The sequence below is a fragment of the Burkholderia sp. SIMBA_062 genome, assembly GCF_046534765.1.
In the GTDB taxonomy this organism is placed as follows: domain Bacteria; phylum Pseudomonadota; class Gammaproteobacteria; order Burkholderiales; family Burkholderiaceae; genus Burkholderia; species Burkholderia ambifaria.
On the sequence record NZ_JAWRYD010000010.1, the window covers coordinates 165,323 to 190,119 of the forward strand.

Genomic DNA, 24,797 nt, shown 5'->3' on the forward strand with positions numbered 1-24,797 from the left:
CCGGGTGGCCGCGTCGGGGCGCCGCGCGGCAAAGCCGGCGGCGGGCAGGCAGGCGTCACATCAGCACGATATCGTACTGCTCCTGGCTCAGGTTCGACTCGACCTGCAGCGACACCGGCTTGCCGATGAAGTCGATCAGCATCGCGAGATGCTGCGACTCCTCGTCGAGGAACAGGTCGATCACCTGCTGCGCGGCGATCACGCGGAATTCGCGCGGATTGAACTGGCGCGACTCGCGCAGGATCTCGCGCAGGATGTCGTAGCACACGGTGCGCGACGTCTTCACCTGGCCCTTGCCCTGGCAGGTCGGGCACGGCTCGCACAGCACGTGCGCGAGCGATTCGCGCGTGCGCTTGCGCGTCATCTCGACGAGCCCGAGCTGCGAGAAGCCGTTGACCGTCACGCGCGTGCGGTCGCGCGACAGCGCCTTCTTCAGCTCCGACAGCACCGCGTCGCGATGCTCGGCGTTCTCCATGTCGATGAAGTCGATGATGATGATCCCGCCGAGATTGCGCAGCCGCAATTGCCGCGCGATCGTGTGCGCGGCCTCGAGGTTGGTCTTGAAGATCGTGTCGTCGAAGTTGCGTGCGCCGACGTAGCCGCCGGTGTTCACGTCGATCGTCGTCATCGCCTCGGTCTGGTCGATCATCAGGTAGCCGCCCGACTTCAGGTCGACGCGGCGCGACAGCGCGCGCTGGATCTCCGTCTCGATGTTGTACAGGTCGAACAGCGGCCGCTCGCCGGTGTAGTGATGCAGCTTCGGACTCACCGCCGGCGTGAACTCGTCCGCGAATTCCGCGAGGCGCTGGTACGTCTCGCGCGAATCGACCTGGATGCGCGTCGTGTCGTCGTTCGAGAAATCGCGCAGCACGCGCTGCGCGAGGTCGAGATCCTGGTACAGCAGGCTCGTCGCCGGCAGCCGCTGCGCCTGCGCGACGATCGTCGCCCAGGTCTTGCGCAGGTACGTGACGTCGCCGGCCAGCTCCTCGGAGGTGGCATCCTCGGCGATCGTGCGCACGATGTAACCGCCTTTCTCGTCCGGCGGGATCACGGCGGTCAGGCGCGCGCGCACGGCCTCGCGCTCGGCTTCGCTCTCGATTTTCTGCGAGATGCCGATGTGCGGCTCCTGCGGCAGATACACGAGCGTGCGGCCCGCGATGCTGACCTGCGTCGACAGGCGCGCGCCCTTCGTGCCGATCGGATCCTTGATCACCTGGACCATCAGCGTCTGGCCTTCGAACACGATCTTCTCGATCGGCTGGTGCGGCGCGCCCGACTGCGGCTCGCCGGCGAGCCGCGGATGCCAGATGTCCGCGACGTGCAGGAACGCCGCGCGCTCCAGGCCGATGTCGATGAACGCCGACTGCATGCCGGGCAGCACGCGCACGACCTTGCCGAGGTAGATGTTGCCGACCCGCCCGCGCGACAGCGTGCGCTCGACGTGAAGCTCCTGCACCGCGCCTTGCTGGACGAGTGCGACCCGCGTTTCCTGGGGCGTGAGGTTGATCAGGATTTCTTCGTTCATGGTGGGATTCAGAAGGCGAGGCGCGCGGTGCGCAGCAACGCGGCAGTCTCAAAAAGGGGCAGACCCATGATACCCGAATGGGAACCGTCGATTCGCTCGATGAATTCAGCGGCGCGGCCCTGGATCGCATACGCGCCCGCCTTGCCGAACGGCTCGCCGGTTTCGACGTAGCGCGCGAAGGCGTCGCGCGGTGCAGCCGAAAAGCGCACCGACGAGCGCGACAGCGCGGGCGGCAGCAGTTCGCCGTCGGCGCCGATCACGGCAACCGCGGTCAGCACCTCGTGTTCGCGGCCCGCGAGGCGGGTGAGCATCGCGAGCGCGTCGTCGGCGTCGGCCGGCTTGCCGAGGATCGCGCCGTCGATCGTCACCGTGGTATCGGCGACGAGCACCGGCGCGGCCGGCTTGCCGCTCGCGACGAGGCGCGCACGCGCGGCCTCGGCCTTCGCGACGGTGACGCGCCGCACGTACGCGTCGGGGGCTTCGCCGGGCAGTTCGGCTTCGAGCGCCTCGGCGTCCTCGTCGGGGCGCGGCAGCAGCAGGTCGAAGCGCACGCCGATCTGCTGCAGCAATTCCTGGCGGCGTGGGCTTTGTGAAGCGAGGTAAAGGAGCGGGAAAAGGGCGGAAGGCGTGCTGGACGGCATGGTGTCGTTATCTCGGTGAGCGCGCGCGGCGCGCGTCCGAGGACGGCACGTCATGCGCGATGATAGGGATGATTCTGCGTGATGCTCCACGCCCGGTAAAGCTGTTCGGCAAGCAGCACGCGGACCATCCCGTGCGGCAGCGTCATGCTGGAGATGCGCAGCAGCACGTCGGCGCGCGCTTTCAGTTCCGGATCGAGCCCGTCGGCGCCGCCGATCACGAACGCGACGTCACGGCCGTCCTGCTGCCAGCCGGGCAAGGCCTGCGCGAGCTGCATGGTGGTCCAGTCGCGGCCGCGCTCGTCGAGCGCGACGATGCGCGCGCCCTTCGGCAGCGCGGCCTCGATCTTCTGCCGCTCGGCCGCCATCACGCTTTCCGCGCTGCGGCCACCCGAACGCAGTTCGGGCTTGATCTCGCGCAGCTCGATGCGCAGCTCGGGCGGCATCCGCTTCGTGTATTCGTCGAAGCCGGACGCGATCCAGCCGGGCATCTTGTGGCCGACCGCGAGGATGAAAAGCTTCATCGGGGCGACTCGCTGCGGCTCAGCGGCGGCGGGCCGCCGTCTTGCGCGCCGGGCGTGCGGGCGCTTCTTCGTCGTCGTCCTCGCCTTCGCTGGCCGTCGCGAAACCGTCCTTGCCGCCGCCGAGCTTCATCCGCACGGGCTTGTCGCCCCAGATTTCCTCGAGGTTGTAATACTGGCGCAGCGCCGGTTGCAGGATATGCACGACCGCGTCGCCGCAGTCGACCAGCACCCATTCGCCGGTGTCTTCGCCCTCGGAGCTGACGATGTCGCCGCCGGCTTCCTTGACCTTGTCGCGCACGCTCGACGCGAGTGCCTTGGTCTGGCGGTTCGACGTGCCCGACGCGACGATCACGCGGTCGAACAGTTCGGTCAGGTGGCTGGTGTTGAACACCTTGATGTCTTGCGCCTTGATGTCTTCGAGAGCGTCGACGATCACGCGCTGCAGTTTGCGGATATCCATGGAATCAGGAATGGTAGAGACGATGTTGAAGAATATAGGCCCAGACGGCGGCCGGCACATGCTCGGCCGACGCATCGGGCATTTGCGCATGACGCGCGATGCATTCGCGCAGGTGCGCGCGGATGTCGGTTGCGGCGATATCGAACGCCAGCGTCGTATCGATCAGCAGATGGCCGGCCGGCGTCGCTTTCAGCACGTCGGCGCCGGCCTGCCGCCGCGCGATTTCCTGCGTGACGGCCGGTGACGCCGCGCCAAGGTCGAAACCCGGGCGCGTCGACGCGCACACGTGCGCGTAGTCGAACAGCTTGCGCCAGTCGCGCCAGGTGTCGAGCCGAACCAGCTGGTCGGCGCCGATCAGTAGCGACAGCGATGCATCGGGGCCGATCCGCTCGCGCCAGCGCGCGAGCGTCTCGACCGTATAGGTTGGCCCGGCGTGCTCGATCTCGTCGGTCGCGACGGTGACCGTCACGCCGGGCAGATGCAGCGAGCCGGCGGCGGCGCGCGTCATCGCGAGCCGATGCTCGGCGGCCGACACGTCGCGTTTCTGGTACGGCTGCCCGGCCGGCAGCAGCGCGAGCTCGGTCAGGCCGAGCACGTCGGCGAACCGGCGCGCGAGCGCGAGGTGACCGTCGTGGATCGGGTCGAACGTGCCGCCCAGCAGGCCGATGCGACGTAACGGCAGGTGCGGCTGCGGGGCGGGGCGGGCGGTGGTGTCCAGAAAAACGTGTCCTGTTCTTGGGGCGGCGGGGCGCGGCGGGCTCACACCCAGTCGCGCGGCACGAGAAACTCGCTCAGGCGCGCTTCCGGCGAGCCCGGCTCGGGTTGCCAGTTGTAGCGCCAGTTCGCGACCGGCGGCATCGACATCAGGATCGATTCGGTCCGGCCGCCGCTTTGCAGGCCGAACAGCGTGCCGCGGTCGAACACGAGATTGAATTCGACGTAGCGGCCGCGCCGGTAGGCCTGGAAGTCGCGCTCGCGCTCGCCGTACGGCAGCGCGGCGCGGCGTTCGACGATGGGCAGGTACGCGTTCAGGAACGCGTCGCCGACGCTTTGCATCGTGTCAAACGAGCGTTCGAATCCGGGCTCGGAGAAATCGTCGAAGAAGATTCCGCCGATGCCGCGCGTCTCGTTGCGGTGCTTCAGGAAGAAATACTCGTCGCACCAGGTCTTGAAGCGCGGGTAGAGCTCGGCGCCGAACGGATCGAGCGCGTCCTTGCAGACCTGGTGGAAATGCCGCGCGTCGTCCTCGAACGGATAAACCGGTGTCAGATCCATGCCGCCGCCGAACCAGAAGATCGGCGCCTCGCCCGGCTTCGTCGCGATCAGCATCCGCACGTTCATGTGTACGGTCGGGCAGTACGGGTTGCGCGGGTGCAGCACCAGCGACACACCGAGCGCCTCGAAGCCGCGGCCGGCCAGCTGCGGGCGCGCGGCGCTCGCCGACGGCGGCAGCGCGTCGCCCGCGACGTCGGAAAAACCGATCCCCGCGCGCTCGAACACGCGGCCGCCTTCGAGAATCCGCGTACAGCCGCCGCCGCGCAGCCGCTCTTCCGGGCCGCGCTGCCATGCGTCGGTTGCAAGCGGCGTGCCGTCGAGCGCGCCGAGCGCGTCGGCGATGCGAGTCTGCAGGCCCTGGAGGTAGGTGCGCACGCGTGGCACGTCGTAGGTGGAATCGGTCATGTCTGGACTGGGTGCCCCCGCGCGAAGCGGGGGCCGTAAAAAAGGCCACTGCCGGGCATTCTATCGAACCCCGGCAGAGGGGCCTGCGCGGGCAGGCGGTCAGTGCGTCACGCGCTCTTGCGGTTCAGTGCGCGAAAGCCGATGTCGCGCCGGTACTGCATGCCTTCGAAATTGATCTGGTTGATCGTGTCGTACGCATGCTGCTGCGCTTCGCGCACCGAATCGGCGAGGCCGACCACGCACAGCACGCGGCCGCCCGACGTGACGAGCTTGTCGCCTTCGGCGAGCGTCGTGCCTGCATGGAACGTCACGGCCTGGGCCGTCTCGGCCGGGATCCCGTTGATGCGGTCGCCCTTGCGCGGCGCGTCCGGATAGCCGTGCGCGGCCAGCACGACGCCGAGCGCGGTGCGGCGATCCCAGTCGAGCTCGACCGAATCGAGCGTGCCCGCGATCGCCTGTTCGACGACCTTCGAGAAATCGCTCTTCAGGCGCGCCATGATCGGCTGCGTCTCGGGGTCGCCCATCCGGCAGTTGAATTCGAGCGTGCGCGGATTGCCTTCCTTGTCGATCATCAGGCCCGCATACAGGAAGCCCGTGAAGCGGATGCCGTCCTTCTCCATTCCGCGTACCGTCGGCATGATGATTTCGCGCATCACGCGTGCGTGCATCTGCGGCGTGACGATCGGCGCGGGCGAATAGGCGCCCATGCCGCCCGTGTTCGGGCCGCGGTCCTCGTCGAGCAGGCGCTTGTGGTCCTGGCTCGATGCCAGGGCCAGCGCGTGCTTGCCGTCGACCATCACGATGAAGCTCGCTTCCTCGCCATCGAGGAATTCCTCGATCACGACGCGCGCGCCGGCGTCCCCCAGCTTGTTGCCCGACAGCATCATGTCGACGGCGGCGTGCGCTTCTTCCAGCGTCATCGCGACGACGACACCCTTGCCGGCCGCGAGGCCGTCGGCCTTCACGACGATCGGCGCACCCTTCGCGTCGATGTACGCATGCGCGGCGGCGGCGTCGGAGAAGGTTTCGTAGTCGGCGGTCGGAATGCCGTGACGCTTCATGAACGCCTTCGCGAAATCCTTCGAGCTTTCGAGCTGCGCGGCTTCGCGGGTCGGGCCGAACACCTTCAGGCCGCGGGCGCGGAACAGGTTGACGATGCCGGCCGCGAGCGGCGCTTCCGGCCCGACGAGCGTGAACGCGACACCTTCGCTTTCCGCGAAATCGGCCAGCGCGTCGAGCGACGTGATGTCGACGTTTTTCAGACGCTCGTCCTGCGCCGTGCCGCCATTGCCGGGCGCGACGTAGACCATCTGGACGCGCGGCGATTGCGCGAGCTTCCACGCGAGCGCATGTTCGCGGCCGCCGGAACCGACGACGAGTAGTTTCATGGGATTCCCCGCAGACTAGAAAACAGGGCGGCCGGCACGCTCAGGCGCGCCGGCCGCGAAATCGGTCGGGCCGCCGCCGTGACTGGGTGCACGGCGGCCGGCATCTCATTCCTCGACGATGACGGCGTTCGTATACACCTCCTGCACGTCGTCGAGGTTCTCGAGCGCGTCCAGGAGCTTCTGCATCTTCGCCGCATCGTCGCCGGTGAATTCGACTTCGTTCTGCGGCTTCATCGTCACTTCGGCGAGTTCGGCCTTGAAGCCCGCGGCTTCGAGCGCGTCCTTCACCGCCGAGAACGCCTGCCAGTCGCACAGCACCTCGATCGAGCCGTCGTCGTTCGTGCTGACGTCGTCCGCGCCGGCTTCGAGCGCCGCTTCCATCAGCGCGTCTTCCGACGTGCCGGGCGCGAACAGGAACTGGCCGACGTGATCGAACATGAACGCGACCGAACCGTCGGTGCCCATGTTGCCGCCGAACTTCGAGAATGCGTGGCGGACTTCCGCGACCGTGCGGGTGCGGTTGTCGGTCAGCGTGTCGACGATGATGGCCGCGCCGCTGATGCCGTAGCCTTCGTAACGGATTTCTTCGTAGTTCGCGCCGTCCGCGCCGCCGACACCGCGGTCGATCGCGCGCTTGACGTTGTCCTTCGGCATGTTGGCGTCGGCCGCCTTGTCGACCGCGAGACGCAGACGCGGGTTCGAGTTCGCGTCGCCGCCGCCGAGACGGGCCGCGACCTGGATTTCCTTGATCAGGCGGGTCCAGATCTTGCCGCGCTTCGCGTCGGCCGCTGCCTTCTTATGCTTGATGTTGGCCCATTTCGAATGACCAGCCATACCTTTCTCCGTGCCCGGGCGCGCTGCGCGGGCGATTGTGCCAATGTGTCGTTGAATCGGCGGCCGTGTCGGCGGGCGTGATGCCGCGGGGCCGCGCGTGTCGAGTAGAACGTGATTTTATCACGCGGCGACCGTCGCTTCGGGGCCGCCGCGCATGGCCGAACGGCCGGTGCGGGCCGTCGCCGCGCACCGGCCGCTCGACCCGGGGGCGGCGCGTCAGTTCTTGGTGCCGAACAGGCGGTCGCCCGCGTCGCCCAGGCCCGGCACGATGTACGCGTGCTCGTTCAGGTGCGAGTCGAGCGACGCGACGAACAGCTTCACGTCCGGGTGCGCGTCCTGGAACACCTGCACGCCTTCGGGCGCGGCGACCAGCGCGACGAACATGATGTTCGCGGCCGGCACGTTGCGGCGCTTGAGCACGTCGACCGCGTGCACGGCCGAGTAGCCGGTCGCGACCATCGGGTCGCACAGGATGAAGATGCGGTCTTCGAGGTCCGGCAGGCGCACCAGGTATTCGACCGGGCGGTGATCTTCCGCGCGGTACACGCCGATGTGGCCGACCCGCGCGGACGGGACCAGGTCGAGCAGGCCGTCCGACATCCCGATGCCCGCGCGCAGCACGGGCACGATCGCCAGCTTCTTGCCCGCGATCACCGGTGCGTCGACCGCGACGAGCGGCGTTTCGACCCGCTTGGTCGTGATCGGCAGGTTGCGGGTGATCTCGTAGCCCATCAGCAGCGTGATTTCGCGCAGCAACTCGCGGAACGTGCGCGTCGACGTGTCCTTGTCGCGCATGTGCGTGAGCTTGTGCTGGATCAGCGGGTGATCGGTGATGAAGAGATTCGGGAAACGGCTGTCCTGTTTCATGACGGGCGCCTTGACGGCAAAAGGGGATCGGGGGCGGCGGCGGGCGCAAGCCGGCTGCCGCTGATGGCCGCAATTTTACCAAGGGCGCCGCGCGATCCGGATATTATCGACGTCTCACGATAATCCGCGCGTCGTGTCAGCCCGTTCGCGACCGTTCGCCCGTCCGGCGATGCGGCCCGGCGGGGCCGCGCCGGCGCGCGTCGCCATAAAGGAATCGACGATGGATCTCGGCATCGCAGGAAAGACCGCACTCGTGTGCGCGGCGAGCAAGGGCCTCGGGCGCGGCTGCGCGGAAGCGCTGGCCGCCGAGGGTGTGAATCTCGTGATCGTCGCGCGCACGCGCGACACGCTGGAGGAAACCGCCGAGGAGATCCGCGCCGGGGCGAACGTGTCGGTTACCGCCGTCGCGTGCGACATCACGACGCCCGACGGGCGCGCGGCCGCGCTCGCCGCCTGCCCGCAACCGGACATTCTCGTGAACAATGCGGGCGGCCCGCCGCCCGGCGACTTCCGCGACTTCTCGCACGACGACTGGATCCGCGCGCTCGAGTCGAACATGCTGACGCCGATCGAGCTGATCCGCGCGACCATCGACGGGATGATCGGGCGCGGCTTCGGCCGGATCGTCAATATCACGAGTTCGGCCGTGAAGGCGCCGATCGACGTGCTCGCACTGTCGAACGGCGCGCGCTCGGGGCTGACCGGCTTCGTCGCGGGGCTGTCGCGCAAGGTCGCCGGCCAGGGCGTCACCATCAACAACCTGCTGCCGGGGCTGTTCGACACCGACCGGATCGCGACGACCCTTGCCGCGTCGGCGAAGGCGCAGGGCGTGACGGTCGACGAACTGCGCGCGCGGCGCGCGAAGGAGATCCCGGCCGGGCGCCTCGGCACGCGCGCCGAATTCGGCGCCGCGTGCGCATTCCTCTGCAGTGTGCATGCCGGCTATATCACCGGGCAGAACTGGCTGCTCGACGGCGGCGCGTATCCGGGCACGTTCTGACGCACGCACCGCGCCATTCACGAAGACGACAACCATCGAACCACGAAGGAACCGGAGATGAGCAAACCCCGCATCGCATTGATTGCGCACGACGCGAAGAAGGACGAGATCGTCGCGCTCGCGGGCCAGTACCGCGAGACGCTCGCGCAATGCCGGCTGGTCGCGACGGGCACGACGGGCGGCCGCATCGCCGCCGCGCACGGGCTCGAGGTCGAGCGCAAGCTGTCGGGGCCGCTCGGCGGCGATCTGCAGATCGGTGCGGAGCTGGCCGACGGCCGCGTCGACATCGTCGTGTTCCTGCGCGACCCGATGACCGCGCAGCCGCACGATCCGGACATCACCGCGCTGGTGCGCGCATGCGACGTGCCGGTCGCGACCAATGTTGCCACGGCGCGGATGCTGCTCGACGATCTGACGCGGAACATGCAGGATGTGTGCTAGGGCGGGGACGGATGAGCGCGCTCGGTCGGCGTCATCGGTCGCGTGGAGGATGCGGCAGACGACGCCGAGCGTTAAGGGTGTGTCGGCGGTGTGTCGACATGGGTGCCGGTTGCGACGGGCGAGATCGGGGACCGGCGATCATCGTAGCGGCCAGAACCACACGGTCGATGCCGTCCAGTAGCAATCCGAGCTGCAGAGGGCGCGTGCACCGTCGATCAGGTCGATATGGCCGCCACGGCCGTTCATGTAGCCTGGGATATTCCAGAAAGCCACCACGCCTTTTCTGCCGGCAATGCGGGCTGTCGCTTCGTCCCGCCGAAACACTTCGGCTTTGCCGAAATACGCCGGCTCTGCCAGCATTCTGGCCAGTCTGGCTTGTCCGGCTCCAATGCGCCGCCCCCGGTGCGGACCTTTTTGAATCACGAGCCCGCCGCGCAATGTCATGCCGCTCCTGACGAGTGCCAGGCTGACCCGGATGGCGCAGGTATTCGCATACGACGGATTGGAGATCAGGTCCTGCCAGCCCAACGCTTCGTAAAGCGCTTCCCGCGAAACGGTTCTGTTGCTCGGGTAGTGGCTGCTCAGCAAAGAAAAGTGCGGTCTCAAACAAATGTTCTCCGATCAACGGCAAGGATATTTTTGTTGCAGGATGCGGGTGACCAGTCCTGCTGCGTTTGCCCGCAACGCAACGTTCGGCAGTTTCCGGAGATCGCCGAGTACTTCGGAATTGATTTCTCCCGGTTTGACGCGCCCGTTGTCGCACCAGTCCTTGCCTTCGGAGGTATCGGCCACGCCGGCCAGATAACCGGTCATGGCGTGACGTTCGGCGTCGGCGTACGGCGTGTTGTCGGTGCGGCTCATGCCGTCGAGTAGTCGGGTGCCGTCGACACGCGGTACCGCTGCGCCGTGTGCGATGCCGATGCTTGCCGACAGCGACGCGAAAACAAACACACTTCGGATGACAAAGACGTTCATGGCATGGGGGCTCGTGGCTTCGGCGAAAAGCAAAATAGCACGGCCGTCTTCCCCTCCGCTTCCTTCGACGCTCCACTGCAGGGCACGGCACACGGGGCCGCCGGGCGGCGGCGCTTTGCCGTCGCGTACCTGGCGTCCATTTCATCCACCCTGCAAGTCGTGACTTGACGGTGACAAAGTATTGCGCATGACCGGCTGGACGTCGCGCCATCCGTCTTCCGCGAAAACCCTACGGACGTGAAGGGATTTCGGCGACGCGCTGCATACGACGCGCGAGAATCACGCGCTGAGCCCTGCGTCTGCATGCATCGCCTATCGGGCGACATTGACGAGTTTGCCAGATTCGATTTCCAGACAACCGAGGAGCGAAACGATGCCGAAAGCAATCCGATACGACCAGCCAGGCGGCCCGGACGTGATGAAGTGGGTCGATGTCGAGGTCGGCGCGCCGAAGGCGGGCGAAGTCCGGATCCGGCAGCACGCGGTCGGGCTCAATTACATCGACGTGTATTTCCGTACGGGCCTCTATCCGCAGCCGCTGCCCGGCGGCCTCGGGATGGAGGCGGCGGGCGAGGTGACGGCCGTCGGCGACGGCGTGACCGCCTTCAAGGCGGGCGATCGCGTCGCGTACGTCGGGCAGCCGCCGGGCGCGTATGCGCAGGAGCGCGTGATGCCGGCCGAGCGGCTCGTGAAGCTGCCGGACGGCATCAGCGATGACGACGCGGCCTCGGTGATGCTGCAAGGGCTGACCGCGCACTACCTGCTGCGCCGCACGTACCCGGTGAAGGCCGGCGACACGATCCTGATCCATGCGGCGGCCGGCGGCGTCGGCCTGCTCGTGTGCCAGTGGGCGAAGGCGCTCGGCGCGACCGTGATCGGGACGGTGGGTTCCGACGAGAAGGCCGCGCTTGCCAAGGCGCACGGCTGCGATCATCCGATCGTCTACACGCGCGAGAACTTCACGCAGCGCGTGAAGGAGATCACGAACGGCGCGGGCGTGCCGGTCGTCTACGATTCGATCGGCAAGGACACCTACATCGGTTCGCTCGACTGCCTCGCGCCGCTCGGCTACTTCGTCAGCTTCGGTAATGCATCGGGCCCGCTGCCGGCGATCGACTCGAAGGAGTTCTCGTCGCGCGGCTCGCTGTTCTTCACGCGGCCGACGCTGTTCTCGTACATCGCGAAGCGCGCCGATCTCGAAGCCGCGGCCGCCGAGCTGTTCGACGTGATCCTGTCGGGCAAGGTGAAGACGAGCATCAACCAGCGCTATCCGCTCGCGGAAGTCGGCCGCGCGCATGCCGACCTCGAATCGCGTAAGACGACCGGCTCGACGATCCTCATTCCCTGACGCTGCCGTCGTGCCGGCACCCCGCCGGCACTTGCCCTTGCGGGCGGCGCCGCCCGTCGCCCGCCGCCCCTCCCGCCGCCCGTCCCGGCGCCCGTCCCGGCGCCTGTCCCCCCCCGCCCGCCGTCCTCCGCTGCACGCGTTTACGCGTTTTTTATACCCGCCCGATCACCTTTGACCCGTCCTTTACGCGCGTTCCCATAAGGTTCGAGTCGTCAGATTTCGACGACGGAGAACACAAAAATGGATGGGGTTTTCATCGGTGCACTGGTGCTGTTCACCGCGCTGATCCTCGGTTTGCTCGCCGGTTGCGAGAAGCTCGTGCAATACGGTCGCGGGGGGCGCGCATGACCTGGATGCTTTGGCTGGCGGGCGCCTCGACGGCCCTGCTGTTCGCGTATCTCGTCTTTGCGCTGCTGCGCGCGGAGGACATCGAATGAACGCGAACAACCTGTTGCAGACGCTGCTGTTCATCGCCGTGCTGCTCGCGGCGGCCGTGCCGGTCGCGCGCTACCTGAGCGGCGTGATGGACGGCAGCTCGCGCGTCGTGCGCGTGTTCGGGCCGCTCGAGCGCGCGCTGTACCGCATTGCCGGCGTCGACGCCGGCACCGAAATGAACTGGAAGCAATACGCGATCGCGACGATCGCGTTCAACGCGCTCGGCGTGCTGTTCCTTTACGGGCTGCTGCGCCTGCAGGGCTTTCTGCCCGCCAACCCGCAGCAGTTCGGCGCGATGACTCCCGACGGTGCGTTCAACACGGCCGTCAGCTTCGTCGCCAACACGAACTGGCAGGACTACACGCCCGAGCAGACGGTCAGCTACCTGTCGCAGATGCTCGGGCTGACCGTGCAGAACTTCCTGTCGGCGGCGACCGGCATCGTCGTCGTGATCGCGCTGATCCGCGGCTTCGCGCGCCACAGCGCGCAGACGATCGGCAACTTCTGGGTCGACCTCACGCGCGTGACGCTGTACGTGCTCGTGCCGATGGCCGCGCTCGTCGCCGCGCTGCTGATGAGCCAGGGCGTGATCCAGAACATGAAGGCGTACCAGGATGTGCCGGTGCTGCAGGCGAGCACTTACGCGGCGCCGAAGCTCGACGCGCAGGGCAGCCCGCTGAAGGACGACAAGGGCAACCCGGTGACGGTGCCGACCCCGCTCGTCAAGCAGACGCTCGCGATGGGCCCGGTTGCGTCGCAGGAAGCGATCAAGATGCTCGGCACCAACGGCGGCGGCTTCTTCAACGCGAACTCCGCGCATCCGTACGAGAACCCGACGCCGTTCGCGAACTTCCTGCAGATCTTCTCGATCCTGATCATCCCGGCCGCGCTGTGCCTGGTGTTCGGCCGCATGATCGGCGACCGCCGGCAGGGCATCGCGGTGCTCGCGGCGATGACGGTCGCGTTGGCGGTCGCGATCGGCGTCGAGGTGAGCGCCGAGCAGGCCGGCAACCCGACGCTCGCCGCGCTTCGCGTCGACCAGTCGGCCGGCGCGATGCAGCCGGGCGGCAACATGGAGGGCAAGGAAACGCGCTTCGGGATCGCGCAGACCGCCATCTTCACGGTCGCGACGACGGCCGCGTCGTGCGGCGCGGTCGACGCGATGCACGATTCGCTGACGCCGCTCGGCGGCCTCGTGCCGATGCTGCTGATGCAGCTCGGCGAGGTGGTCTTCGGCGGTGTCGGTTCGGGCCTCTACGGGATGCTCGTGTTCGCGCTGCTCGCGGTGTTCGTCGCCGGCCTGATGATCGGCCGCACACCCGAATACGTCGGCAAGAAGATCGAGTCGTACGAGATGAAGATGGTGTCGATCGTCGTGCTGCTCACGCCGCTGCTCGTGCTGGTCGGCACGTCGATCGCGGTGCTGGCCGACGCAGGCAAGGCCGGCATCGCGAACCCCGGCCCGCACGGCTTCTCGGAAATCCTGTACGCGTTCAGCTCGGCCGCGAACAACAACGGCAGCGCGTTCGCGGGCCTGACGGTCGGCACGCCGTTCTACAACTGGATGACCGCGATCGCGATGTGGTTCGGCCGTTTCGGCACGATCGTGCCGGTGCTGGCGATCGCCGGCTCGCTCGCCGCGAAGAAGCGCATCGCGGTGACGAGCGGCACGCTGCCGACGCACGGTCCGCTGTTCGTCGTGCTGCTGCTCGGCACCGTGCTGCTGGTGGGTGCGCTGACCTACGTGCCGGCGCTCGCGCTGGGCCCGGGCGTCGAACATCTGATGATGTGGCTGGGCGCGTAACGCGCGCCCGCCTCGCGACACGTTGAAACGACTGAAGAGATTGAAGAGATCGCAATGACTCAACATTCCGCAACACGGTCCATGTTCGATCCGGCGCTGCTGCGTCCGGCGATCGTGGACTCGTTCAAGAAACTCACGCCGCGCACGCAGTTCCGCAACCCGGTGATGTTCTGCGTGTACGTCGGCAGCATCCTGACCACGATTCTGTGGATCGCGGCACTCGCCGGCCAGGCCGAGGCGCCGGCCGGCTTCATCCTCGCGATCGCGCTGTGGCTGTGGTTCACCGTGCTGTTCGCGAACTTCGCCGAAGCGCTCGCCGAAGGGCGTTCGAAGGCGCAGGCCGCGTCGCTGCGCAGCGCGAAGAAGGATGTGATGGCGAAGAAGCTGAACGAGCCGCATCCGAAGTCGCCGATCCGCATCACGACAGCGTCCGAGCTGCGCCGTGGCGACGTCGTGCTGGTCGAGGCCGGCGACGTGATCCCAGCCGACGGCGAGGTGATCGACGGCGTCGCGTCGGTCGACGAATCGGCGATCACCGGCGAATCCGCACCGGTGATCCGCGAGTCGGGCGGCGACTTCTCGTCGGTGACGGGCGGCACGCGCGTGCTGTCCGACTGGATCGTCGTGAAGGTCACCGCGAACCCCGGCGAGGCGTTCCTCGACCGGATGATCGCGATGGTCGAAGGCGCGAAGCGCAAGAAGACGCCGAACGAGGTCGCGCTGACGATCCTGCTCGTCGCGCTGACGATCGTGATGCTGCTCGCGACCGCGACGCTGCTGCCGTTCTCGATGTTCTCGGTCGAAGCGATGAAGGCCGGTCACATGGTGACGATCACCGCGCTCGTCGCGCTGCTGGTGTGCCTGATCCCGACGACGATCGGTGGCCTGCTGTCCGCGATCGGCGTGGCGGGGATGAGCCGGATGATGCAGGCGAACGTGATCGCGACGTCGGGCCGCGCGGTGGAAGCGGCCGGCGACGTCGACGTGCTGCTGCTCGACAAGACCGGCACGATCACGCTGGGCAATCGCCAGGCGTCGACGTTCGTGCCCGCGCCGGGCGTGACCGAGGAAGCGCTGGCCGACGCCGCGCAGCTGTCGTCGCTCGCCGACGAAACGCCGGAAGGGCGCAGCATCGTCGTGCTGGCCAAGGAACGCTTCAACATCCGCCAGCGCGACATGGCGCAACTGCACGCGACGTTCCTCGGCTTTTCCGCGCAGACGCGCATGAGCGGCGTCGATCTGTTCCCCGCGGGGACTTCCGCCGGGGCGCCCGGTCGCGAGATCCGCAAGGGCGCGGCCGACGCGATTCGCCGCTACGTCGAGACGCACGGGAGCCGCTTCCCGGAAGAAGTGCGCCGCGCGGTCGACGACGTCGCGCGCCGCGGCAGCACGCCGCTCGTCGTGGCCGACCTGCATGACGGCGTGGCGCGCGTGCTCGGCGTGATCGAGCTGAAGGACATCGTGAAGGGCGGCATCAAGGAGCGCTTCGCGGAACTGCGCAAGATGGGCATCAAGACCGTGATGGTGACGGGCGACAACCGGTTGACGGCAGCGGCGATCGCGGCGGAGGCGGGCGTCGACGATTTCCTCGCCGAAGCGACGCCGGAAACCAAGCTCGCGACGATCCGCGAGCATCAGGCGGCCGGCCGGCTCGTCGCGATGACGGGCGACGGCACCAACGACGCGCCGGCGCTCGCGCAGGCCGACGTGGCCGTGGCGATGAACACCGGCACGCAGGCGGCGAAGGAGGCCGGCAACATGGTCGACCTCGATTCGAACCCGACGAAGCTGATCGAGATCGTCGAGATCGGCAAGCAGATGCTGATGACGCGCGGCTCGCTGACCACGTTCTCGATCGCGAACGACATCGCGAAGTACTTCGCGATCATCCCGGCCGCGTTCGTGACGACGTACCCGCAGCTGCGCGTGCTCGACATCATGCACCTGAGCTCGCCGGCATCCGCGATCCTGTCGGCCGTGATCTTCAACGCGCTGATCATCGTCGCGCTGATTCCGCTCGCGCTGAAGGGCGTCCCCTACCGGCCGCTCGGCGCCGCGTCGCTGCTGCGCCGCAACCTGCTGGTGTACGGCCTCGGCGGCCTGCTGCTGCCGTTCCCGTTCATCAAGCTGATCGACATGACGCTCGCCGCACTCGGCTGGGCCTGATGCGCCGTACCTGAAGGAACCATCATGAAAACGTTGATTCGCCCGCTCGTCGTGATCTTTGTCGTACTGACCGTCGTGACGGGGCTCGCTTACCCGGCCGTGATGACCGTGTTCGGCCAGGCCGTATTCCCGTCGCAGGCGAACGGCAGCCTGATCGAGCAGGACGGCCGTGCGGTCGGCTCCGCGCTGATCGGCCAGCCGTTCGATGCGCCGAAGTACTTCTGGGGCCGGCTGTCGGCCACGTCGCCGATGCCGTACAACGCGAGCGGCTCCGGCGGCTCGAACCTCGGCCCGCTGAATCCGTCGCTCGCCGACCAGGTGAAGGCGCGTATCGCCGCGCTGCGCGACGCGGGCACCGACCTGTCGCAGCCCGTGCCGGTCGACCTCGTGACGGCCTCGGCGAGCGGCCTCGATCCGGAGATCACGCCGGCCGCCGCCGCGTACCAGGTCGAGCGCGTCGCGAAGGCGCGCAACCTGACGGCCGACGCGGTTGCGCAGCTCGTCGCCGCGAACACGGCGGGCCGCCAGTTCGGCGTGCTCGGCGAGCCGCGCGTGAACGTGCTGAAGCTGAACCTCGCGCTCGACGCGGCGCAGGCCGCGCACTGAACGCGGATGCGGGCTTCCCGGCGCGGCTTGCGGCGCGCCGGGTCCGACTTTTCCGGCGGCGCCTGCGCCGTCTTTGCCTTTTGCGGCGATTTGGAACCACAATGCCGATACTCGCGCGCAATCCGGCGCTTCGCCTTCGTCACGCATGAACCGCCCCGATCCCGATCAACTCCTCGACAAGCTGCAGCGCGACGAAGAAAAGCAGCGGCGCGGCCAGCTCAAGATCTTCTTCGGCGCGTCCGCGGGCGTCGGCAAGACCTACGCGATGCTGCAGGCCGCGCGCCAGCGGCTGCAGGACGGCGTCGACGTCGTGGTCGGCATCGTCGAGACCCACGGCCGCGGCGAAACCGCCGCGCTGCTCGACGGCCTCGACGTGCTGCCGCTCGCGCGCATCGACCATCGCGGCCGCACGCTCGCCGAATTCGATCTCGACGGCGCGCTCGCGCGCGCGCCGCAACTGATCCTCGTCGACGAGCTCGCGCATTCGAACGTGCCGGGCGCGCGTCACCTGAAGCGCTGGCAGGACGTCTACGAACTGCTCGATGCGGGCATCGACGTGTACACCACCGTCAACGTCCAGCACCTCGAAAGCCTGAACGACGTGGTCGGCGCGATCACCGGCATTCGCGTGTGGGAGACCGTGCCCGACCGCGTGTTCGACGCGGCCGACGAGGTCACGCTGGTCGACCTGCCGGCCGAGGAGCTGCTCGAGCGGATGCGCGACGGCAAGGTGTATCTCGCGCAGCAGGCCGAGCGCGCGGTGCGCAACTTCTTCCGCAAAGGCAACCTGATCGCGCTGCGCGAACTGGCGCTGCGGCGCACGGCCGATCGCGTCGACGCGCAGATGCGCGAGTACCGCGCCGACCGTTCGATCCAGCGCATCTGGCAGGCGCGCGAGCGGTTGCTCGTGTGCGTCGGGCCCGGCCCCGAGGCGCCGACGCTGGTGCGCGCGGCCGCGCGGCTCGCCGCGAGCGTGAAGGCCGACTGGATCGCCGTGTACGTCGAGACGCCGCGGCTGCAGCGGCTGCCCGCCGCGCGGCGGCAGCGCACGCTCGATGCGCTGAAGCTCGCGGCCGAGCTCGGCGCGGAGACGGCCACGCTCGCCGGCGACGACGCGGTCGCCGCGCTGATCGGCTATGCGAAGGTGCGCAACGTGTCGAAGATCGTCGCGGGCGGCTCGTCGAAGGTCGGGCTCGCGCGCCGCTTCGCGCGGCCGTTCGGCGAACAGCTCGCCGAACGCGCGGGCGACGTCGACCTGATGCTGATCCGTGCGTCGGCGAGCGACGAAGTGCGCGCGGTGCCGCTCGACGCGAGCGCACGCGACTGGCGCGATGCGTTTGCGCACCTCGGCACGCGGCGTTCGCCGCTGCAACACTATCTGTACGCCGCCGCGATCTGCGCGGCGATCACCGGTGTCGCGAGCGTCGTGTCCGCACGGCTCGACCTGACGAACCTCGTGATGCTGTACCTGCTCGGCGTCGTGTTCTCGGCCGTGCGGCTCGGGCGCGGCCCGGGCGTGCTGCAGTCGTTCCTGTCGGTCGCGGCGTTCGACTTCTTCTTCGTGCCGCCGCGCATGTCGTTCTCGGTCAGCGACACGCAATACCTGCTGACCTTCTTCGGGATGCTGCTCACGTCGCTCGTGATCAGCCACCTGACGTCGACGCTGACGCGCCAGGCGAGCGTCGCGCAGCACCGCGAGCGCCGGACCGGCGCGATCTACGCGATGGCGCGCGAACTCGGCGCGGCGCTGACGACCGAGCAGATCGTCGAAATCGGCAGCCGCCACGTGGGCGAGGTGTTCCGCGCGCGTGTCGCGTTCCTGCTGCCCGACAGCGCGGACCAGGTGCGGCAGAAGATCGAGGAACCCGACGCGGTCGTCACGCTGACGGGCGCGGATCTCGACAGCGACGTCGGCCAGTGGGTGTACGACCAGCAGAAGCCGGCCGGGCGCGGCACCGACACGCTGCCCGCGACCACCGCGCTGTACCTGCCGTTGAAGGCGCCGATGCGCACGCGCGGCGTGCTCGCGGTGGCGTCGCGCGATCCGCGCGAGCTCGAGGTGCCCGAGCAGTTGCGCATGCTCGATGCGTTCGCCGCGCAGATCGCGCTCGCGCTCGAACGCGTGCACTACGTCGAGATCGCGCGCGATGCGCTCGTCAACATGGAATCCGAGCGGCTGCGCAACTCGCTGCTGTCGGCGATCTCGCACGACCTGCGCACGCCGCTCACGACGATCGTCGGTTTTTCGTCGATGCTCGCGAACGCGCGCGCGGCCGCGCCGCACACGCCGGCGGCCGAACGCTCCGCGCAGCGCGAAGGCGAACTCGTCGACGCGATCCACGACGAGGCGCTGCGGATGACGGGCATCGTCACGAACCTGCTCGACATGGCGCGGCTGCAGGCCGGCAGCGTGCAGCTCAAGCGCGAGTGGTCGCTGCTCGAGGAAACCGTCGGCGCCGCGCTCGCCGCGTGCAAGCGCGTGCTCGCGCAGCATCCCGCGCGCGTGTCGCTGCCGGCCGACCTGCCGCTCCTGCAGATGGACGCGGTGCTGATGGAGCGGCTGTTCACGAACCTGTTCGAGAACGCGGCGAAGTACACGCCGGCCGACACGCCGATCGACATCGGCGCGCAGCGTGTGACCGACGACGGGCGCCCGTTCGTGCGCGTGCACGTCGACGATCACGGCCCGGGCTTGCCGAGCGGGATGGAAACGCGCATCTTCGACAAGTTCACGCGCGGCGAGAAGGAATCGGCGACGCCGGGCATCGGGCTCGGCCTCGCGATCTGCCGCGCGATCGTCGAGGCGCACGGCGGTAGAATCGGCGCGCTCAACCGGACCGGGCCCGACGGCCGCGTGACGGGCGCGCGCTTCTGGTTCACGCTGCCGGTCGACACGCCGCCGGCCGTGCCTGCCGTACCCGACGACGACCTCGACGTGCCCGGCGCATCGTCACCCTCCGAGCCCTTGCCAGACCATGAGTGAACCGAGCCTGACCGTCGTCCTGATCGAGGACGAAAAACAGATCCGCCGTTTCGTGCGCGCCGCGCTCGAAGAGGAGGACATCGCCGTGTTCGAGGCGGAGACGGGCAAGCAGGGGCTGATCGACGCGGCGACCCGCAAGCCCGATCTCGTGATCGTCGACCTCGGCCTGCCCGATACCGATGGCCTCGACGTGATCCGCGAGCTGCGCGGCTGGTCGGAAGTGCCGGTGATCGTGCTGTCCGCGCGCACGCAGGAAGACGAGAAGGTCGCCGCGCTCGACGCGGGCGCCGACGACTACCTGACCAAGCCGTTCGGCGTGTCCGAACTGCGCGCGCGGATCCGCGCGCAACTGCGCCGGCGCAACCAGGGCGGTGCGAACGAATCGCCGAAGGTCAGCTTCGGCGCCGTGAGCGTCGATCTCGCGATGCGCCAGGTGTGGCGCGACGGCGAGATCGTGCATCTGACGCCGCTCGAGTACCGGCTGCTCGCGACGCTCGTGCGGCACGCAGGACGCGTGCTCACGCATCGCCAGCTGCTGCGCGACGTGTGGGGCCCGTCGCATGTCGAGAGCCACCACTATCTGCGCATCTACATGGCGCACCTGCGCCAGAAACTGGAGCGCGATCCCGCACAGCCCGAGCACATCGTCACCGAGACGGGCGTCGGCTATCGGCTCGTCGGCGCCGTGTGATCGCTGCATGATCGCGGTGTGATGCCCGCCGCGCGATGCGGCCGGAATGCAAGGCCGACCGCCGGTGAAGTTGCATCGGCGCGACATCGCCTCTGCATGCGCCGGCCGCGCACACCCGCCAGGCATTCCCCGCTATGCTGACCGTTGCGCGAACGAAACCGAGGAGCGTGCAATGTCCGTCCGTCTGGTCGTCATGGGTGCGCTGGCGCTTGCCGCGTCCGGCGCGTTCTCGCAGCCGCTGCCGCCCGGGCAGCAGCCTTCGGCGCCGCAAGCGGCGCTTGCCAATCCCGCGTCGGTCAACTGCGTGAAGCTCGGCGGCCGCCACATGATCCGCAACCTGCCGAGCGGTCAGGTCGGGATGTGCGTGTTCAAGGACGGCCGCGTGTGCGACGAATGGGCGCTATACCGCGACGATCGCTGCGTCGGCGGTGTCGGCGCCAAGCGCGTGTCGAACTGAGCGCGGCGCGGCCGCCGCGGCCGCCGCGGCCGGACCATGCTCCGGCCCGATTCTCAATATGGGCATCCTGCATACCTGTAAGCCGCTTGTTATACTCGGCGCCGCCCGGGGACGACCCCGGGTCATTCGCTTCAACGGGGACGGCCCCATCCGATACGGAGCAGGTCGAGATGGCGTGGATATTGTTGTTGATCGCCGGTTTGCTGGAAGTGGCGTGGGCGGCAGGCATGAAATCGTCCGAGGGTTTCACGAAACTCGGGCCGTCGGTGTTTACGATCATGACGGCGCTCGCGAGCTTCGGGCTGCTCGCGGTCGCGATGCGCCAACTGCCGCTCGGCACCGCGTATGCGGTGTGGACGGGTATCGGCGCGGTCGGCGCGTTCATATTCGGGATCGTGATGATGGGCGAGGCGTTGACCGTCGCCCGTGTCGCGAGCGCGTCGCTGATTGTGCTCGGGCTGGTCGGCCTGAAACTGTCGTCGGCTGCCTGATGCCGACATGCCGGGCGCCGGCCGGCGCCCGCGCCCGCGCCCGGCCGTGACGCACCGCGGAATTGCGGCGGCCTGCCTGATAGCCTGTCTATAATGGAACGCATTCGGGCCTGAATGCCGTTGCGCCGTTCGCGGCAGGCGGAGCCGGTCGCCACGCGCCGCGCGTCCGGTCATATCGACTCGATCCGATCAATCGGCAAATCGCACGGCACGTGCAAGGAGAGGGCCATGATCGAAGCCATTTCGCTCGGCGCGGGGCTCGCGTGGGCGAGCGGGCTGCGCCTTTACCTGACGGTTCTGATCGCCGGCGTGCTCGCGCGGGTCGGCTGGCTTCATCTGCCCGATACGCTGGCCGTCCTCACCTCGCCGTGGGTCATCGGCGCCGCCGCCGTGCTCGCCGTCACCGAATTCCTTGCCGACAAGATTCCCGCGTTCGATTCGCTGTGGGACGCCGTGCATACGTTCATCCGCATTCCGGCCGGCGCGGTGCTGGCCGCCGGCGCGCTCGGCCATGCCGACCCGACCATGCTCGCGGTCGCCGGGCTGGCCGGCGGTTCGCTCGCCGGCGCCGCGCACGTCGCGAAGGCCGGCACGCGCGCGCTGATCAACTTGTCTCCGGAACCGATCTCCAACTGGGTCGCGTCGTCTACCGAGGACGGGCTCGTGTTCGGCGGCCTCGCGCTCGCGTTTTTCGTTCCGCTCGCGTTCCTCGTGCTGCTCGCGGCGTTCATCGCGGCGTCGGCGTGGGCGCTGCCGCGTTTGTGGCGCGGCGTGTCCGGCGGGTTCCGCGGGATGGCGAACCACATGGTGACGCGGCTCAACTCGATCGGGGGCAAGCGCGATTGAAGGCGCCGTCACCCGCCGAGCGACAGCACGCTGACCCTTCGCCGGCCGGGCGGCCCGGCCATGCCGGCCGCTTCGGCTGGCACGACCTGATCCATCAGGCCGCGCGGATGACCGCACGCGACTGGCGTGCCGGCGAGCTGACGCTGCTCGTGCTCGCGCTGGTGCTCGCGGTCGCGGCGCTCACGAGCGTCGGGTTTTTCGCCGACCGGCTGCGCCAGGGGCTCGAGCGCGACGCGCGCCAGATGCTCGGCGCCGATTTCGTCGTGCGTGCCGACCATCCCGTCGATCCGTCGTTCGATCGCGAGGCGCGCGCACTCGGGCTGCGCACCGCGACGACGGCCATCTTCCCGAGCATGATCGCGTCGGCCGCCGGCGGGCCGGCGAGCGGCGCGGCACCCGCGCGCCTCGCGGCCGTGAAGGCCGTGTCGCCCGGCTATCCGCTGCGCGGCGCGGTCGAGATCGTGCCCGCCGGCGCGAGCGCCGCGCACAAGGCGAGCGCGATTCCCGCGCCCGGCACCGTTTGGGCCGATCCCGCGCTGCTCGATGCGTTGCATCTGAAGCCGGGCGACACCGTGCGCGTCGGGCTGCGCACGTTCACGGTCGCCGCGTCGATCTCCCGCGAGCTCGATCGCGGCTTCTCGTTCGTCAATTTCTCGCCGCGGCTGATGATGCGCGCGGACGAACTCGCCGCGACCGGGCTCACGGGCTACGGCAGCCGCGTCACGTACCGGCTGCTGATTGCCGGCGACGCGCCGGCCGTCGCGCGCTTCGAGGCCTACGCGCACGGGCGCGTCGACGGCGGCAAGCTGCGCGGCGTCGGCCTCGAGTCGCTGCAGGAAGGTCAGCCGCAGGTGCGCCAGACGCTCGATCGCGCGCGCCATTTCCTGACGCTCGTCGCGCTGCTGACCGCGCTGCTCGCCGCGGTCGCGATCGCGATGGCCGCGCAGCGCTACATGCGGCGTCATCTGGACGGCTGCGCGACGATGCGCTGCCTCGGCGTGAGCCGCCGCACGCTCGGCGCGCTGTTCGCGCTCGAATTCGCCGGCATTGGCATCGTCTCGGGCATCGCGGGCGCGGTGCTCGGCTACGGCGGCCACTGGGCGCTGCTGGCTGCGCTCGGCGGCCTGATCGAGGTTGCGCTGCCGCCGCCGACCCTCTGGCCCGCGCTGGTCGGCGTCGGCGCCGCGCTCGTGCTGCTGCTCGGCTTCGCGCTGCCGCCGCTCGCGCCGCTCACGCGCGTGCCGCCGGTGCGCGTGCTGCGGCGCGACTGGGGCGACGCGTCGCGTATCGCGTGGGCCGCGTATGCGATCGGCGTCGTGCTGTTCGCGGGGTTGCTGATCGTCGCGGCGGGCAACCTGAAGCTCGGGCTGATCGTCGCGGGCGGGTTCGCCGGCGCCCTGGTCGGTTTCTCGCTGATCGCGCGGCTCGTGCTGTACGCGGCGGCGCGCGCGGTGCGCAATGGGCGAGTGGCCGCGGGCATCGGCTGGCGCTACGCGCTCGCGTCGCTGCACCGACGCGGCACGGCGAGTGCGCTGCAGATCACCGCGCTCGCGCTGGGCCTGATGTGCCTGCTCTTGATCGCGATCACGCGCAACGACCTCGTCGCCGGCTGGCGGCAGTCGACGCCGCCCGATGCACCGAACCAGTTCCTGATCGACATCCAGCCCGACCAGCGCGACGACGTCGCCGCGTGGCTCGCCGCGCACGGCGTGCGCGACGCGGTGCCCGCGCCGATGGTGCGCGGCCGGCTCGTCGCGATCAACGGCAAGCCGGTGAACCCGGACGCGTATCCGTCGGACGAGGCGCGCCGGCTCGTCGACCGCGAATTCAACCTGTCGTATACGACCGAGCTCCCGTCCGACAACCGGATCGTCGCGGGCGACTGGTTCGGCCGCTCGTCCAGGCCGGAGATCTCGATCGAGGACGGGCTCGCGAAGATACTGAACGTGAAGCCGGGCGATACATTGCGCTTCGACGTGACGGGGCTGACGGTCGATGCGCCGATCACCAGCGTGCGCAAGCTCGACTGGGGCTCGTTCCGCGTCAATTTCTTCGTGCTGATGCCGCCGCCCGTGCTGAAGGATTTCCCGGCCGTCTACCTGACGAGCTTCCACCTGCCGGCCGAGCACGCGGCGCTGCTCGATCCGCTGATCGCGCGCTACCCGAACCTCACCGCGATCGACGTCGCGCCGATCCTCGCGCAGTTGCAGCGGATGATGCTGCAGGTGGTCGGCGCGGTGCAGTTCCTGTTTGCGTTCACGCTCGCGGCCGGCGTGCTCGTGCTGTACACGGCGCTCGCCGGCTCGCGCGACGAGCGTGTGCACGAGGCCGCGCTGCTGCGCGCGCTCGGCGCGTCGCGCGGGCAGGTCAACGCGGTGCAGCGCGCGGAATTCATCGTGGTGGGCGCGCTCGCCGGCGCGCTGGCGTCGGCCGGCGCGATCGCGGTCGGCTGGGTGCTCGCATCGCGCGTGTTCGACTTCCAGCTCGCCGTCGATCCGTGGCTCGTGCCGGCCGGCATCGCGGCCGGCGTCGCATGCGCCGGTGCGGCCGGGTGGCTCAGCCTGCATAATGTGTTGCGGCGCCCCGCGCTGCAGTCGCTGCGCGACGCCTGAGCGTCGCCGGCGGCCCCGAATATCCC

General features: G+C 68.9%; 24 protein-coding genes. 13 read left to right on the forward strand and 11 right to left on the reverse strand.

Annotated elements, in window-relative coordinates:
* Window positions 1-55 precede the first annotated feature (55 nt).
* The 9 genes from rng to upp all read right to left on the reverse strand — a co-directional run bounded on the left by rng (window position 56) and on the right by upp (window position 7,916).
* Entirely contained in the window at window positions 56-1,525 is a 1,470-nt protein-coding gene (gene rng / locus SB786_RS13390; protein WP_006752221.1) for a ribonuclease G, read from the reverse strand.
* 8 nt (window positions 1,526-1,533) lie between these two features.
* Window positions 1,534-2,166, reverse strand: coding sequence for a Maf family protein (locus SB786_RS13395; protein ID WP_410727884.1), 633 nt, complete (start codon window positions 2,164-2,166; stop codon window positions 1,534-1,536).
* A gap of 50 nt (window positions 2,167-2,216) precedes the next feature.
* Window positions 2,217-2,687, reverse strand: a complete 471-nt coding sequence (gene rlmH / locus SB786_RS13400; protein WP_059468149.1) for a 23S rRNA (pseudouridine(1915)-N(3))-methyltransferase RlmH — start codon at window positions 2,685-2,687, stop codon at window positions 2,217-2,219.
* A 19-nt stretch (window positions 2,688-2,706) separates the two neighbouring features.
* Complete coding sequence (gene rsfS / locus SB786_RS13405; RefSeq protein ID WP_410727885.1) at window positions 2,707-3,147, reverse strand: ribosome silencing factor; 441 nt, start codon at window positions 3,145-3,147, stop codon at window positions 2,707-2,709.
* 4 nt (window positions 3,148-3,151) lie between these two features.
* Window positions 3,152-3,910, reverse strand: coding sequence for a nicotinate-nucleotide adenylyltransferase (locus SB786_RS13410; RefSeq protein ID WP_410727886.1), 759 nt, complete (start codon window positions 3,908-3,910; stop codon window positions 3,152-3,154).
* Window positions 3,907-4,827: an oxygen-dependent coproporphyrinogen oxidase gene (gene hemF, locus SB786_RS13415; RefSeq protein ID WP_410727887.1), complete on the reverse strand. Its 921-nt coding sequence runs from the start codon at window positions 4,825-4,827 to the stop codon at window positions 3,907-3,909. Before hemF ends, SB786_RS13410 begins: the two co-directional genes overlap by 4 nt.
* Window positions 4,828-4,934: 107 nt before the next feature.
* Window positions 4,935-6,215: a phosphoribosylamine--glycine ligase gene (gene purD / locus SB786_RS13420; RefSeq protein ID WP_006752215.1), complete on the reverse strand. Its 1,281-nt coding sequence runs from the start codon at window positions 6,213-6,215 to the stop codon at window positions 4,935-4,937.
* Between the two features lie 105 nt (window positions 6,216-6,320).
* Window positions 6,321-7,049 carry a YebC/PmpR family DNA-binding transcriptional regulator gene (locus tag SB786_RS13425; RefSeq protein ID WP_006752214.1) on the reverse strand — a complete coding sequence of 243 codons (729 nt, stop codon included), beginning with the start codon at window positions 7,047-7,049 and terminating at the stop codon, window positions 6,321-6,323.
* A 216-nt stretch (window positions 7,050-7,265) separates the two neighbouring features.
* Window positions 7,266-7,916 carry a uracil phosphoribosyltransferase gene (gene upp / locus SB786_RS13430; protein ID WP_006478229.1) on the reverse strand — a complete coding sequence of 217 codons (651 nt, stop codon included), beginning with the start codon at window positions 7,914-7,916 and terminating at the stop codon, window positions 7,266-7,268.
* 220 nt (window positions 7,917-8,136) lie between these two features.
* On the opposite strand from upp, the gene SB786_RS13435 reads away from it, so the two are divergent.
* Window positions 8,137-8,916 carry an SDR family oxidoreductase gene (locus tag SB786_RS13435; protein ID WP_410727888.1) on the forward strand — a complete coding sequence of 260 codons (780 nt, stop codon included), beginning with the start codon at window positions 8,137-8,139 and terminating at the stop codon, window positions 8,914-8,916.
* A 57-nt stretch (window positions 8,917-8,973) separates the two neighbouring features.
* A complete protein-coding gene (locus SB786_RS13440; RefSeq protein WP_410727889.1) occupies window positions 8,974-9,357 on the forward strand; it encodes a methylglyoxal synthase in 384 nt (127 codons plus the stop codon).
* 138 nt (window positions 9,358-9,495) lie between these two features.
* On the opposite strand, the gene SB786_RS13445 is transcribed toward SB786_RS13440, so the two are convergent.
* Window positions 9,496-9,963 (reverse strand): T6SS effector amidase Tae4 family protein, encoded by a 468-nt coding sequence (locus SB786_RS13445; protein WP_410727890.1) that lies wholly within the window; start codon window positions 9,961-9,963, stop codon window positions 9,496-9,498.
* Between the two features lie 15 nt (window positions 9,964-9,978).
* Complete coding sequence (locus SB786_RS13450) at window positions 9,979-10,332, reverse strand: Rap1a/Tai family immunity protein (RefSeq protein ID WP_410727891.1); 354 nt, start codon at window positions 10,330-10,332, stop codon at window positions 9,979-9,981.
* 373 nt (window positions 10,333-10,705) lie between these two features.
* On the opposite strand from SB786_RS13450, the gene SB786_RS13455 reads away from it, so the two are divergent.
* From SB786_RS13455 to SB786_RS13505, 11 genes are all read left to right on the forward strand, one after another.
* Window positions 10,706-11,680: a quinone oxidoreductase family protein gene (locus SB786_RS13455; RefSeq protein ID WP_410727892.1), complete on the forward strand. Its 975-nt coding sequence runs from the start codon at window positions 10,706-10,708 to the stop codon at window positions 11,678-11,680.
* A 344-nt stretch (window positions 11,681-12,024) separates the two neighbouring features.
* Window positions 12,025-12,117 (forward strand): K(+)-transporting ATPase subunit F, encoded by a 93-nt coding sequence (gene kdpF, locus SB786_RS13460; protein WP_006752209.1) that lies wholly within the window; start codon window positions 12,025-12,027, stop codon window positions 12,115-12,117.
* The gene (gene kdpA, locus SB786_RS13465; RefSeq protein WP_410727893.1) at window positions 12,114-13,919 is read left to right on the forward strand and encodes a potassium-transporting ATPase subunit KdpA; all 1,806 of its coding nucleotides are present in this window, start codon (window positions 12,114-12,116) and stop codon (window positions 13,917-13,919) included. The genes kdpF and kdpA overlap by 4 nt, the downstream gene beginning before the upstream one ends.
* A gap of 54 nt (window positions 13,920-13,973) precedes the next feature.
* On the forward strand, window positions 13,974-16,085 hold the full coding sequence (gene kdpB / locus SB786_RS13470) for a potassium-transporting ATPase subunit KdpB (RefSeq protein WP_410727894.1): 2,112 nt from the start codon (window positions 13,974-13,976) through the stop codon (window positions 16,083-16,085).
* Window positions 16,086-16,109: 24 nt separating this feature from the next.
* Window positions 16,110-16,691, forward strand: a complete 582-nt coding sequence (gene kdpC / locus SB786_RS13475) for a potassium-transporting ATPase subunit KdpC (RefSeq protein WP_410727895.1) — start codon at window positions 16,110-16,112, stop codon at window positions 16,689-16,691.
* Window positions 16,692-16,836: 145 nt separating this feature from the next.
* Entirely contained in the window at window positions 16,837-19,674 is a 2,838-nt protein-coding gene (locus SB786_RS13480) for a DUF4118 domain-containing protein (protein WP_410727896.1), read from the forward strand.
* Window positions 19,667-20,365, forward strand: coding sequence for a two-component system response regulator KdpE (gene kdpE, locus SB786_RS13485; RefSeq protein WP_410727897.1), 699 nt, complete (start codon window positions 19,667-19,669; stop codon window positions 20,363-20,365). The genes SB786_RS13480 and kdpE overlap by 8 nt, the downstream gene beginning before the upstream one ends.
* 172 nt (window positions 20,366-20,537) lie before the next feature.
* Window positions 20,538-20,822 (forward strand): DUF333 domain-containing protein, encoded by a 285-nt coding sequence (locus tag SB786_RS13490; RefSeq protein ID WP_410727898.1) that lies wholly within the window; start codon window positions 20,538-20,540, stop codon window positions 20,820-20,822.
* Window positions 20,823-20,992: 170 nt separating this feature from the next.
* On the forward strand, window positions 20,993-21,313 hold the full coding sequence (sugE, locus tag SB786_RS13495; RefSeq protein ID WP_410727899.1) for a quaternary ammonium compound efflux SMR transporter SugE: 321 nt from the start codon (window positions 20,993-20,995) through the stop codon (window positions 21,311-21,313).
* 228 nt (window positions 21,314-21,541) lie between these two features.
* The gene (locus SB786_RS13500) at window positions 21,542-22,159 is read left to right on the forward strand and encodes a DUF4126 domain-containing protein (protein WP_006759837.1); all 618 of its coding nucleotides are present in this window, start codon (window positions 21,542-21,544) and stop codon (window positions 22,157-22,159) included.
* A gap of 107 nt (window positions 22,160-22,266) precedes the next feature.
* A complete protein-coding gene (locus tag SB786_RS13505) occupies window positions 22,267-24,771 on the forward strand; it encodes an ABC transporter permease (protein WP_410727939.1) in 2,505 nt (834 codons plus the stop codon).
* Window positions 24,772-24,797: the final 26 nt, after the last annotated feature.